This is a genomic window from Flavobacteriales bacterium (assembly GCA_016713875.1).
Classification (GTDB): Bacteria; Bacteroidota; Bacteroidia; order Flavobacteriales_F; family PHOS-HE28; genus PHOS-HE28.
Map to the genome: position 1 here is coordinate 1,633,555 of JADJOI010000003.1, position 13,048 is coordinate 1,646,602.

General features: G+C 66.4%; 11 protein-coding genes. 2 read left to right on the plus strand and 9 right to left on the minus strand.

Annotated elements, in window-relative coordinates; genetic code table 11:
* Window positions 1–85 precede the first annotated feature (85 nt).
* Window positions 86–823 carry a TerC family protein gene (locus tag IPJ87_08685; GenBank protein ID MBK7941937.1) on the minus strand — a complete coding sequence of 246 codons (738 nt, stop codon included), beginning with the start codon at window positions 821–823 and terminating at the stop codon, window positions 86–88.
* A 111-nt stretch (window positions 824–934) separates the two neighbouring features.
* On the opposite strand from IPJ87_08685, the gene IPJ87_08690 reads away from it, so the two are divergent.
* Entirely contained in the window at window positions 935–1,798 is an 864-nt protein-coding gene (locus IPJ87_08690; GenBank protein MBK7941938.1) for an energy transducer TonB, read from the plus strand.
* On the opposite strand, the gene IPJ87_08695 is transcribed toward IPJ87_08690, so the two are convergent.
* A complete protein-coding gene (locus IPJ87_08695; GenBank protein ID MBK7941939.1) occupies window positions 1,779–2,450 on the minus strand; it encodes an alpha/beta fold hydrolase in 672 nt (223 codons plus the stop codon). The genes IPJ87_08690 and IPJ87_08695 overlap by 20 nt on opposite strands.
* A 41-nt stretch (window positions 2,451–2,491) precedes the next feature.
* Here IPJ87_08695 and IPJ87_08700 point away from each other — a divergent pair, with 41 nt between their 5' ends.
* Window positions 2,492–3,280: a T9SS type A sorting domain-containing protein gene (locus IPJ87_08700; protein MBK7941940.1), complete on the plus strand. Its 789-nt coding sequence runs from the start codon at window positions 2,492–2,494 to the stop codon at window positions 3,278–3,280.
* Between the two features lie 13 nt (window positions 3,281–3,293).
* Here the strand turns inward: IPJ87_08700 and hutH are convergent, their stop codons facing one another.
* The 7 genes from hutH to IPJ87_08735 form a co-directional block, all read right to left on the minus strand.
* Window positions 3,294–4,802, minus strand: coding sequence for a histidine ammonia-lyase (gene hutH / locus IPJ87_08705; protein MBK7941941.1), 1,509 nt, complete (start codon window positions 4,800–4,802; stop codon window positions 3,294–3,296).
* Window positions 4,803–4,853: 51 nt separating this feature from the next.
* Window positions 4,854–5,282, minus strand: a complete 429-nt coding sequence (locus IPJ87_08710; protein MBK7941942.1) for a hypothetical protein — start codon at window positions 5,280–5,282, stop codon at window positions 4,854–4,856.
* Window positions 5,283–5,422: 140 nt separating this feature from the next.
* Window positions 5,423–6,775 (minus strand): histidine--tRNA ligase, encoded by a 1,353-nt coding sequence (locus tag IPJ87_08715; GenBank protein ID MBK7941943.1) that lies wholly within the window; start codon window positions 6,773–6,775, stop codon window positions 5,423–5,425.
* A 102-nt stretch (window positions 6,776–6,877) separates the two neighbouring features.
* Window positions 6,878–7,882 (minus strand): T9SS type A sorting domain-containing protein, encoded by a 1,005-nt coding sequence (locus IPJ87_08720; protein MBK7941944.1) that lies wholly within the window; start codon window positions 7,880–7,882, stop codon window positions 6,878–6,880.
* A gap of 268 nt (window positions 7,883–8,150) precedes the next feature.
* The gene (locus tag IPJ87_08725; protein ID MBK7941945.1) at window positions 8,151–9,347 is read right to left on the minus strand and encodes a hypothetical protein; all 1,197 of its coding nucleotides are present in this window, start codon (window positions 9,345–9,347) and stop codon (window positions 8,151–8,153) included.
* A 70-nt stretch (window positions 9,348–9,417) separates the two neighbouring features.
* The gene (gene ettA / locus IPJ87_08730; GenBank protein MBK7941946.1) at window positions 9,418–11,112 is read right to left on the minus strand and encodes an energy-dependent translational throttle protein EttA; all 1,695 of its coding nucleotides are present in this window, start codon (window positions 11,110–11,112) and stop codon (window positions 9,418–9,420) included.
* A gap of 93 nt (window positions 11,113–11,205) precedes the next feature.
* Window positions 11,206–12,957, minus strand: a complete 1,752-nt coding sequence (locus tag IPJ87_08735; protein MBK7941947.1) for a glycosyltransferase family 39 protein — start codon at window positions 12,955–12,957, stop codon at window positions 11,206–11,208.
* Between the last annotated feature and the right edge of the window lie 91 nt (window positions 12,958–13,048).

Here is a 13,048-nt window from a genome sequence, read left to right on the forward strand (position 1 = left end):
ACTCGCCACTCAACACTCAACACTCGCCACTCGCCACTCGCTACTCAACACTCGCCACTCGCCACTCGCTACTCGCGACTCCTCGTCATCGATTAAGCTTCACCACCCGCTTCCGGTACCGCATGTTGAGCAGTTCCACGATGAAGCTGAAGGCCATAGCGGCATAGGCGTAGCCCTTCGGGATCTCGCTGTGGTGCACCGGCTCCAGCCCCTCGAAGAAGAGCATGAAGCCCACCAGCACCAGGAAGGAGAGCGCCAGCATCTTCAGGGAGGGGTGCTTCTCGATGAAGCCGCTGATGGCGTTGGCGAAGAAGAACATCACGACCATGGCGATCACCACGGCGGCGATCATGATCTCCACATGCTTTGCCAGGCCGATGGCGGTGACGATGCTGTCGAAGGAGAACACCGCGTCCACTAGGAGGATCTGGGCCATCAAGGCGCCGAACGAGGCGGGCTTCGTCCGGGCACCCAGGTCCTGATCATCCCCCTCCAACTTGTGGTGGATCTCCTTCACGGCCTTGTAGAGCAGGAAGAGGCCGCCGAAGAACATGATGCAGTTGCGCAGGTTGAACGGGTAGCCGAGCACCGAGAAGAGCGCGCGTTCGCCGTTGTGCACCAACCACCCGATGCCCAGGAGAAGTGCGGACCGCAGCAGGATGCCGCCGACCATCCAAATGCGCCGGCCGGCGAGCCGCTTCCCTTCGGGCATGCGCCCCAGGATGATGCTGACGAAGATGACGTTGTCGATCCCCAGCACCACTTCCAGCACGGTGAGGGTGAGCAGGCTGATGAGCGCGCCGACGGTGAACAGGTCCTCCATGGGGGCGAAGATGCGAAGGGCGGCCGGACCGGTATATCGATCGAACGGATCGGCAGGTCCGCGTGTACGGGAGCATGAAGACGGACCGTTCACCCCACAAACCCCTGCGCCATGTGGACCCTGCTCGCCCTCGCCCTGCTCGCCATCCTTGCGCTGTTGCTCCACGCCGATGGATGGAACAACGTGCTGTCCCCCGCCCGGAATGAGCTGGTCTTCGCCGGCCGGCACCAGGCCTACGGCGCCTACCGCCTCCGGCGTGATCACCAGCGGGTGATGGCCCTGGCGGTGGCGGCCACGGTCGCCCTGGTGGCCGCGCTCGTGCTGCTACCTCGGCTCTTCGCTCCGCACGGTGCCGCCGCCGCCCCACCCCGCAGCACCGGCATCATCGTGGAGCTGGAGAAGTTCACCACGCAGCCGGTGAAGCCGACAGCACCCACCGCGCCCCCTCAGCGCAGCACCCCGGCGGCCCCGCGGAGCCAGGGACAGGGCTTCGTGCCCGTGGCGGTGGACAGCATCGCCCATGCCCCGGTGGATACGGCATCGACGCCCACGAGCGGTACCACCGGATCGGGGACGGCCACGGACAGCACCGCTTCCGCAGCGCCTGCCGGAGGTGGCGGAGGCACCGCCACCGGGACCACGCCGGCCGGCCCCATGGGCATGATGGCCGTAGAGGAAGTGCCGCTCTACCCCGGCGGCATGGAGGCATTGTACCGCGACCTGGGCCGCTGGGTGATGTACCCCGACATCGACCGCACGGCCGGGCGCGAAGGCCGCGTGCTCGTGGGCTTCGTGGTGGACGAGGAAGGCCGCGTGGGCGAGGTGCGCGTGATCAGCGGAGTGAGCCGCACGCTCGACGCCGAGGCGGTGCGGGTGGTGAAGCGCATGCCCCGCTGGAAGCCCGGACGCCACGGCGGCCAGACGGTGTCCGTGTTCTACGTGCTGCCGATCAACTTCAAGCTGGGCCGGAACTGAGCGGCTCGCCGGCCAGCGCGCGCTGCACGAGCGCGGACACGGTCGGGGCCAGCGTGTACACCATGAGGTGGCCGCCCCCCTTCACCACCACCGCGCCCCGGATGGGGCCCAGCGGCATCAGGTGGTCGTTGTCACCATGGACATGCACCAGGCCCGGCACGGGCCGCGCCGGACCGTTCCACCGCAGCACCGCGTCCACCTGCACCTGCAACTGGGCCACGGGATGCACCTCCAGCAGCGCGTCCAGCAGGGCGATGGCGTCGGCATCGGTGGCACCCATCTGCCAGCGCAGGAAGGGCTTGGTGCGCTGGATGAAGGCCCGGGAGAGCAGCTTCTCCGGATGTGTGCCGCGCAGCACCTTGATCGGCGCCGGCATCTCGTGTGGTCCCTTCCAGCTGGAGATGATCACCACGCGTTGCGGCCCGGTCAGTGCCGCCAGCTCCTGGGCCACCATGCCGCCCATGCTCACGCCCACCAGTGCATGCGGCACGGTGCGGTCCACCCGCTCAGCCAGGCGTGCGGCGAGGTCGGCGAGCGTGCTGCCCGCCGGCATCGTCGGCCAGTCATGCGCGATCACGCGGTGGCCCGGCAGGTCGATCCTGCCGAACAGGCGATGGTCCGCGCCGAGGCCGGGGATGAGGTGCACGTCCAAGACGGCGCGAAGTTGGGCGATGCCGTGCTACATTGGGCTTCATGCGCACCCTCACGCTCCTCCTCCTCCTCGCCGGTCCGGCGGCGACCCCGGTGAAGGCCCAGGTCCAGAACCCCGGCTTCGAGAACGGCATCTCGGGGTGGAACGTGTACTGCCCTTGCCAGCCCTACCTGTTCACGGGTGATGTGCCGCCCGGTGGCGGATCCCAATCGCTGAGCGTGGGCATCCTGGATTTCAACTGCGTCTGCTCCATCGTGGAGACGATCTACCAACCGGCATCCTGGCTCACGCCGGGAACCTGGGTGTTGAGCGCCTGGATCCGCAACGCCGATCCCGGGAACGCTCCTGGCGCGGCCGTGCGGCTGAGCGAAGGACCGGCCTACGCCAGCCCCATCCTCGCGGATGCCTGGTCGGACGACGGCGTGTGGACCTACGTCGCGGACACCTTCCTCGTCACGTCCTCGACCAACATCAGCGCACTTCAGCTCTCGCTCATCCCAGATGATGGCAACCAGATGCCCCTCGGGCTCTTCGCGGCCTTCGATCAGGTGCTGATCCAACCGCTGATCGCCACCAGCATGGAGGAGCATGCGGCGGTCGCCCTATCGGTCTTCCCGATGCCCGTGTCCGATGTGCTCACCATAGCGCTTCCGGAACCGTGGTCATCGCTCACCGTGCTCGATGCCATGGGTCGCGTGGTGCAGCAGGTCACCCCGGTCCGAACGGAGGGGCCGATGCGCATGATGGTAGCTGAGCTACCCTCGGGGAACTACCTGCTGCAGGCCACGACGGACGCGGGCTTCCGCACCGTGCGCTTCATCAAGAACTAGGGTCGGCGAACGTTCACTGCACGGGGCACGCCTTCACGAAGGCGAGGGCCGCCTCCATGTGGTCGTGCATCACGGCGTCGACCCGCAGGAAGGGCACGTGCCGGCGGAAGTCGGCGACGAAGTCCTCCACGGCCTCGGAGCTGCGCGCCGGGCGACGGAACTCCAACGCCTGCGCGGCGGCGAACAGCTCGATGGCCAGGATCCGCTCCACGTCCTGCACCACGTCCCACGTCTTGATGGCCGCGGCGGCACCCATGCTCACGTGGTCCTCCTGGCCGTTGCTGCTGTCGATGGTGTCCACGCTGTTGGGCATCGCGCGTTGCTTGTTGGCGCTCACGAGCGAGGCGGCGGTGTACTGCGGGATCATGAAGCCGCTGTTGAGCCCTGGCTCGGCCACCAGGAATGCGGGCAGCCCACGCTGACCACTGATCAGCTTGAAGAGGCGCCGTTCGCTGATGCTGCCCAGCTCGGCCGCGGCGATGGCCATGAAGTCCAGGGCGAGGGCCAGCGGCTGGCCGTGGAAGTTGCCCGCGCTGATCACCAGGTCATCATCGTCGAACACCGTGGGGTTGTCGGTCACGGCCTCCAGCTCACGCTCCACCACGCGTTCCACGTAGGCGAGGGCATCGCGGCTGGCGCCATGCACCTGCGGGATGCAGCGGAAGGAGTACGGGTCCTGCACGTGGGCCTTGCGGCGCAGGATCAGCTGGCTGCCTTCGAGCAGGCGGCGCAGGCGGCCGGCCACCACGGCCTGTCCGGGATGGGGGCGCACGGCGTGCACCGAGGCGTGGAAGGGTTCGATGCGTCCGTCGAAGGCGTCGAGGCTCACCGCCGCGATGAGGTCCGCCAGGTCGGCCAGACGCGCCATGCGCAGCGAGAGCAGCGCGGCATAGCTGTTCATGAACTGCGTGCCGTTCAGCAGGGCGAGGCCCTCCTTGGGCCCGAGCTCCAACGGCGCCCAGCCCAGCGCCTTCAGCGCCTTGGCCGCGGGCATGCGTTTTCCCTGGAACAGCACCTCGCCCAAGCCGAGCAGCGGCAGACTGAGGTGCGCGAGCGGGGCCAGGTCGCCGGAGGCCCCGAGCGAGCCGCGCTCGTACACCACGGGCAGCACGTCGGCGTTGTGCATGTCGATCAGCCGCTGCACGGTGGCCAGCGCCACCGCGCTGTGCCCGAAGGCCATGTTCTGCACCTTCAGCACCAGCATGGCGCGCACGATGTCGGCGGCCACGGGATCGCCGCTGCCGCAGGCATGGCTCATCACCAGGTTCCGCTGCAGCTGCGCCAGGTCCTTCTTGGCAATGGACTTGTCATACAACGAACCGAAACCGGTGTTCACGCCATAGATCGGCGCATCGCTCTTTTTCAGGCGATCGCTGAGGTAGGCGTGGCTCCGCTTCACGGCGGCCACCGCGTCCCGGGACAGGGCGATCGGGCGGCGCTGCGCGATGATGGCGTCCAGTTCGTGCAGCGTGAGGCCCACGGTGCCGATGGCGTGCGGGCCGGTGGTGGAAGTTCTTTTCATGATCTGCCGTTCGGTCGTTGTGTGCCGGGCCGCTCCGCTCCTGCCCAATGATCACAACTGGCGTTCAAAGATGTAGATGTGCCCCTTCTTCGGATGGAGGAAGTAGAGCGAACCCAGGTTCCCTTCCCAAACCTCATAGTCCGCGGGAGGATCGAACCAGTCCGGCGCCCCATGGATCACCTGGTGCTCCACCGATCGCTCGAACCGCTTGCTCATGACGAAGTCCTTGGCGCGCGGGAACCGGAGCTCGAGGTACAGGGTGTACTCCTTGGACCAGTGGGCCGAGGCCCAGTACTCGCCGTTGAGCACCTGCATGTCCTCGCCGGGTTCCTCGCCGGCCCAATACCGGTAGGTCGCCAGCGCGCCTACATGGTGGCCATCGTCCTCCTCCTGCTCCTGTTCCTGTTCAACTTCCTCCTCGACGGGTACGGGTGCAGGAACCTCCGGAACACCCCTGTCCTTGATCGGGATGGCTTCCACCGCCGCACCACTTCCCGCAGGTGGATCAGGAGAACCACAGGCGAAGTGCAGGACACAGGCCAGCAACGCAGCAAGGCAGGACGGCAGGAACGCGCGGCTCCAAGGGGCACCGACCCGATGTGTCCGATCACATCCGCTCATCAGGTGGAACTGATGTCCATGGCACTGAACAGGCCCACCAGCTCCTCCTGCCTCACGGCCTTCTGCTCACCGCTCTTCATGTCCTTCACGGTGATGATGCCCTGCTTCAGCTCGTTCTCGCCGAGGATGGCCACATAGGGGATGCTCTTGTCGTCGGCGTACTTGAACTGCTTGGCCATCTTGGCCTTGTCGGGGTAGAGCTCGGCCGCGATGCCCGCGTCGCGCACCTGGCGCAGCAGCTTCAGGCAGTGCTGCGCTTCCGCCTCGCCGAAGTTGGCAAAGAGCAGCTTGGTACTGCCGCCCAGCTCTGCGGGGAACTTGTTCGTCTCCAGCAGCACGTCGTAGATGCGGTCGGCGCCGAAGCTGATGCCCACCCCGCTCATGCCCTTCAGGCCGAACACGCCAGTGAGGTCGTCATAGCGGCCGCCCCCGCTGATGCTGCTCTGGAGCGTGCCTTCCATGGCCTTCACCTCGAAGATCGCGCCGGTGTAATAATCGAGGCCGCGGGCGAGCGTGGGGTCGAACTCGAGCGAAGCGCTCTTCAATGCACCGACCGTATCGAACACGAACGCGAGCTCCTTCAGGCCTTCCTGCGCCACTACGCTTGCCGCAAGCCATTGCTCCAACTGCGGACGCTGTTCCCTCCAGGTGCCCTTCAGTTCGAAGAGCGGCGCGATGCCCGCTATCGCCGCATTGCTCACGCCCTTCGTGCGCATCTCCTCCTCCACCTTCTCACGGCCGATCTTGTCGAGCTTGTCGATGGCGGTGACGATGTCCACCACCTTGTCCGGCTGACCGCTCACTTCGGCGATGCCGCTGAGCACCTTGCGGTTGTTCAGCTTGATGGCCACCTGCAGCCCGAGCTCCGTGAAAGCCTCGTCGAGCAGCATCACCAGCTCCACCTCGTTCAGCAGGCTGGTGCTGCCGATCATGTCCGCATCGCACTGGTAGAACTCGCGGTAGCGCCCCTTCTGCGGCCGGTCGGCCCGCCACACGGGCTGGATCTGGTAGCGCTTGAAGGGGAAGGCCAGCTCGTTCTGGTGCTGAACGACGTAGCGTGCGAAGGGTACGGTGAGGTCGTAGCGGAGCGCTTCGTCCGCGAAGCCTTTGCTGCGGTCTTCCAAGGCGCGCTCAAGCTCCGCACCACGCTTCAGGACCTTGAAGATCAACCGGTCCCCCTCCTCTCCATACTTGCCGGTCAGCGTTTCCAGGTGCTCCATCGCCGGCGTTTCCAGCGGCAGGAAGCCGTACTTCTGGAAGACCTTCTCGATGGTGGAGAAGATGTACTTGCGGCGCAGCATCTCCTGCGGACCGAAGTCGCGGGTGCCCTTGGGAATGGACGGCTTCATCAAGCTTCAAGTAGCAAGTGACAAGGGACAAGGGACAAGTCCCTTGCTCCTTGGTGCACGTGAGGCCGCGAAAGTACGGGGCGGGGCGCGGAGGCCCGGGCCGGCTCACTCCTTCACGAAGCGCAGGGGCGGGATGCTGTCGTCATCCACCCGCACCACATAGAGCCCCGGCTTGAGGTCGGCGATGTCGATCGTGACCGCGTGGTCTTGCACCCGGGCACGCTGCACCAGATGGCCGGCCGGGTCGAACACGAACACCTCCTGACCGTGCGCCTGATCCGGGGGCACCAGCATGAACAGAGCATCGCCACGGCGGAGAAGCTGCAGCATGGGCAGCGACTCCTCATCCAGTCCCGTGGTGATCATCGGGCTGCGGAAGCTGAAGGCCTCCAGGAACACGCCGCTGTCGAAGGCTGCATCAGCCATGTCCGCGATGGCCACTTTGAAATGGTAGGTGAGACCGGGCTGCACCACGGCGAAGGCCGTGAGGTTGGTGGTGAAGCCATCGTAGGACACATACTGCCCGGCGACCGGCGTCTCGTTGTTGTGGTAGTACCCGGTGTTCAGCAGGTCGTTCACGTTGTTGATGGCCACGATGGTGCCCCCGGGAATGGCAGCCACGTTCACACGCGGCATGAAGCCCGGGCCGCTGAGGTAGATGGCGAAAGCGTCGTTGAAGGACGAGCCCACGAACTCCTGGTACTCCTCGCTACCGAAGCTGAAGTTGAAGAGCAAGGTGTCGCCCTGGGGCACGCAATCGAACTCCAGCACGCAGGCGTCGTTGGTGGGGATGCCCGTACCGGCATCCAGGTCAAGATCCGGATCCCCCGGCGATCCCCAGCCCAAGGTGGCCCAGTTGCCCACCGGACCGGTCACCAGATCGGCCATTCCCGTGGTGAGCACGAGCCCTTCGGTGATGGCCAGCTCGGAGGTGCCGATGAAGTGGCCCATGGCCGCTTCGGGGCAGTTCACCGTGACGTTGCTGACCACCACACCGATGCCTTCGAGCAGGGTGCTGATGGAGCCCACGGTGAGGCTGTCGGTGATGGTGAGCTGGGCCTGGGCGGAGAGGGCGCCGGCGCAGGCCAGCAGGGTCAGGGTCCGTGGCATGATCCCGGGTTTGGTGAGGTGAACCTACCGAAAAAAGCGGACCGCCCGGGCTGAGCCCTTGGGCGGTCCACCCACCAGAATGTCCCGCAGTGGGGACGCTTCGCACCACAAGGGTAGACGAACGCGGCGTGCGGAACACGCCAAGATCGCGAGCCGATATACCGGTCAGGCGGCTCGTGGGTGGCTGGTGGCCACCGTGGTGGGTGCCTGCGGAGCGCTGGTCAACGCCCGTCGACGGTGGTTCGCAAGGCTCCGCCCCCGACCCGCCTCACTGCTTCACGATCCGCTGTGCCTTCACCGGCCGGCCGTCCAGCTGCAGCAGACAGAGGTAGGTGCCCGCACCGACCGATGACCCGTTGGCGGCACGGTCGTCCCAGGCGGTGGTGTAGCGCCCCTGTGCCTTGCTCTCGTCCACCAGCGTCACGAGCACCCGGCCCTGGAGGTCGGCGATGTGCACCGCCGCACGCGCGGGCCGGAAGACGTTGAAGTGGATGTTGCCGAGCTCCCGCATCGGGTTGGGATGCACGGGCAGCAGGTCGCCCTCGGTGCCGAAGCGGTTCGGCTTCACCGCCGTCTGCCCGTCCAGCACGATGTCGAACACCCCTTCCTGGGCGGTGCCGCCGATGGGGTTCAGGGGGATGATGCGTTGCACGGCGTCGGGCTGTGAGGCCCATGGGTCGGCTGGGATGTACGGGTCGCCCTCGAAGTAGAGCTGGGTGGTGAGCTCGGGGAAGCCTGCATGGTTCACCCGGAAGTGGATGTGCCTGGGCCGGTACTGGTTGCCATTGAGGTAGTCTCCGGGCATGATGGTCTCGAAGGCGTACTGCCCGTTCGCATCGCTGTACAGCGTGGCCCGCAGCCGGAAGTCGGTCGACGTGTCGTACACCGCCGCGGCGTTCGCCTGCCACACCTCGATCATGGCGTTCGGCACCGAGGTGATGCAGATGCTGCTCAGCACCGTGCCCGCGATGAACAGGTGGTCCCCCGGTTCGTTGGTGTCGGCCACCAGGGTGGTCACCGGCGATCCGGCGAGGTAGGAGGGCCCCAGGATGTCGTCGGTGGTGGGCAGGCAGCCGCCCATGGGCGCCTCGGCGAGCTGCGCGGCGTCCACCGCAAAGCTCTTGGGGCCCTGGGCCCACGCGAAGAGCTCGGCGCGCGCGGCATGGCCCTGGCCCAGCAGCGCCTCCGGGCTGAACATCACCACCAGGCCGGCGCTGCTGGGCGACCGCTCCAGCTGGTGCACCTGCCCCGGCGCCACCACGTGCACGCAGGGGGCGGTGAAGGCGATGCGCTCCAGGTCGATCATGTGGGCGCCGCCGCCCTGCGTGAAGAAGAAGAGTTCGTTGAAATCGTGGCGGTGCACCGGGCCTGGCATGGGCCGGGGCTTGGGGCCGAAGCGCTCCACCCGCGTGGGCATGCGCGACGGGGCGGGCAGGTGGTGGACCGGAATGTGCGGGTCGGACATGCGGAGGATGGACGGCGCCGGCCCGCCGGACGATGCCTGGGAGCCGCGGATCAGTGCGTGTCCTCCGGCCTCACCCCCGCACCAGCTTCCGGTACTTGATCCTGTGCGGCACCATGTCGCCGCCGAGGCGCTTCTTGCGGTTCTCCTCGTAGTCGCTGAAGCCGCCCTCGAACCAGTACACCTGGCTATCGCCCTCGAAGGCGAGGATGTGCGTGCACACGCGATCCATGAACCAGCGGTCGTGGCTGATGATGACGGCGCAGCCGCTGTAGTCCTGGATGGCTTCTTCGAGCGCGCGCAGCGTGTTCACGTCCAGGTCGTTGGTGGGTTCGTCCAGCAGGAGCACGTTGCTGCTCTGCTTCACCGTCATGGCCAGATGCAGCCGGTTGCGCTCGCCCCCGGAGAGCACGCCCACCTTCTTGTTCTGGTCGGTGCCGCTGAAGTTGAAGCGGCTGAGGTAGGCCCGCGTGTTCATCACCACGTTGCCGAAGGTGATGTTCTCCAGGCCGCCGCTGATCACCTCGTACACGGTCTTCTCGGCCACCAGGTCCTTGTGGCTCTGGTCCACGTAGGCGATCTGCACGGTGTCGCCGATGGTGATCGTGCCGCTATCGGGCTTCTCCGCCCCCATCACCATGCGGAACAGCGTGGTCTTGCCGGCGCCGTTGGGGCCGATGATGCCCACGATGCCCGCCGGCGGCAGGGCGAAGCTGAGGTTGTCGACCAGGAGCCGGTCGCCGAAGCCCTTGCTCACGCCCTTGAACTCGATCACCTTGTCGCCGAGGCGCGGTCCGTTGGGGATGAAGATCTCGAGCTTGGCTTCCTTCTCCTTCACGCTCTCGCTCTGCATCTTCTCGTAGTTCTGCAGGCGGGCCTTGCTCTTGGTGCGGCGGGCGCTGGCGTTGCTGCGCACCCACTCGAGCTCCTGCTTCAACACGCGCTGGCGCTTGCTCTCGGTCTTCTCCTCCTGCGCCATGCGGGCGGTCTTCTGCTCGAGCCAGTTGGTGTAGTTGCCCTTGTACGGGATGCCCTCGCCGCGATCCAGCTCCAGGATCCAGCCGGCCACATTGTCGAGGAAGTAACGGTCGTGGGTGATGGCGATGACGGTGCCCTTGTACTGCTGCAGGTGAAGCTCCAGCCAGGCCACGCTCTCGGCGTCCAGGTGGTTGGTCGGTTCGTCAAGGAGAAGGATGTCCGGGTTCTGCAACAGCAGGCGGCACAGGGCCACGCGACGGCGTTCGCCACCGCTAAGCACCTTGATGGGCTGGTCACCATCCGGACAGCGCAGGGCGTCCATGGCCACCTCCAGCTTCTGGTCGACGTTCCACGCGTCGCTCACCTCGATCCGGTCCTGTAGCTCCGCCTGGCGGGCAATGAGCTTGTCCATCTTGTCCGGATCGTTCAGGATCTCCTCATCGGCGAACCTGTTGTTCACGTCCTCATACTCCTTCAGCAGGTCCATGATGGGCTTCACCCCCTCCCGCACGATCTCGATCACGGTCTTGGTCTCGTCCAGTTCGGGCTCCTGTTCCAGGTGGCCGATGGTGTATCCGGGGCTCAGGTGTACATCGCCATCGTAGCTCTTCTCCTTGCCCGCGATGATGCGCATCAAGGTGGACTTACCACTGCCGTTGAGACCGAGGATCCCGATCTTGGCGCCGTAGTAGAAGCCGAGGTAGATGTCGTTGAGGATCTTCTTGCCGGAAGGGAGCGTCTTGCCCACCTTCACCATGTTGAAGATGATCTGGCGGCCTTCTTCTGCCATTGTCGTCTTGGATCTGCGGTTACTGGAGGACGTTGCCAGGGCAACGGGGCCGCAAAGGTCGCGCTTCGGCGCGAACATCCGGCGGCCGGCCGCCTAGCGCACGGTGGCGCGCCAGAGCTCCAGCCGCTTCCAGTCCTTCACCCGGTCGGGGGCCGTCAGCTGGTCGGGGCGGTGGTCGTGGTGGAGAAGCACCCCTTCCAGCGTCTGCTCCCGGGCCGGGCTCACCAGGACGTACAGCGTGGCGCCCGGGGTCGTGGGCCGGTACAGCGCCTCGATGGGGATCCTCTGCTCCATGAAGTGGAACTCCACCGGCGCCTCCCACGGGAACTCGGTCATCACGCGGTCGGCGGGCTTCAGCGCGCCGCGGAAGTACTCGGCCGTGCCGGCCGCCTCCGGAAAGCGCTCGATGCGGTCCTGGATGCCGCGCATGCCGGTCCATGAGAGACCGACCAGCACCACCAGGGCGGTGACGCTGGTGCGCACACGCTTGCTGAGCTTGGGCAACAGGGTCTCCTGCAGCAGCTTCAGCAGGTAGAACAGGGCGATGGCCGAGCTGAGGTGGAACACGAAGAGCGTGTAGATCCACACCCGGGGCGGGGCCACCAGCCGCTGGGCGATCACGATCGGGATGGCCCCGAGCGCCATGGCCACAAACAACAGCCGGAACTTGCTGCTGATGTACGCCGCGTAGACCAGGCCGACGAGGCCCAGCAGGCTGATCCAGGTGGCGGCGGTGTCGTTGAGATAGGCGTAAAGGTCGAAGGTGCGGTCCTGATGCGTGGCCGAGAACACCTCCCAACTGTTGTCGCCCATGGTGGGGTGGTGGAAGAGCTGGCCCAGGCCGTGCACCACGATCACCGGCATGTACAACGCACCGGTGAGCAGCATGAAGATCCCAAAGGACAAGGCCAGACGTTGCATGCGCTTGGCAAGGGTGGTGTCATAGGCGGTCATCAGATGAAGCACCAGCCAGAGGTAGCACGCGGCCGCGATGTAGAGCATGGTGGTCACGGTCCACATCCCGAGCGCATTGATCACGGCCAGGGCGATGGCGCTGCCGAGGGCATTGGTCTTGGCGAAGTGGCGGCCGGCCAGCCAGCCCAGCAGCAGCAGGCACCAGGTGAGGCTGTAGCCACGGCCCAGCGCACTGTACTCGATCAGGGCGCCGCTGGAGGCCACGAAGGCCAGCATGAGCAGCGCGATGTACCGGTTGAAGTGGGCCCGGGCGAAGAGGTAGGCCAGCGGCATGGCCAGGATGCCCGCGAGCAGGGCCGGAAGACGGAGGCTCCACAGGTGAACCCCGAGGACCGCCGTGCTCAGCTTCACCAGCAGGGTGTGCAGGATCTGGTTGTTCGGGTAGCTGTAGTCGGAGATGATCACCGGCAGAGGGCGCACGGCGTAATACACGTAGGTGAAGGCCTCGTCATAGATGATGGGCGCCTGCATCTGCAGGATGCGCAGCACGGCCCCGGCGGCGATGAGGCCGGCCACGAAGAGCTTGTGCGTGCGTGACGTGCGCTTGTTCAGCTTCACGAGCGAACGGCGCAGGTCGGTCCACAGGGCTCCGCGCTGCACCTCGCCGCGCGGGAGCGAACGGGCCAGCAGGCGCCCACCGGCGAACACCAGCCCCGCTGCCGCACCGGCGGCCATCGCCAGCATCCGAAGGTTGCCGCGCACCCGCTCGTGGAAGGCCCGGGTGTACGTCTCCACGTCCCCATCGGGCGCCAGCCCGTCCACATAGCCCTTCACCGGCGCGAAGCCCAGCCGCGAGAGCCACCAGGCCATGGCGGCCAGCATCAGGAGAAGGAAGGAGGTGAGAAGGACCATGCGCTGCGGACGGGGCACGGCCAAAAGTAGCCGACGGCGCGTGGCCGGGCCGCCCGCCGCCCATCCCATCGGACAGGCCGCCGGTCACAAAAAGGTACTTTGCCTTGCA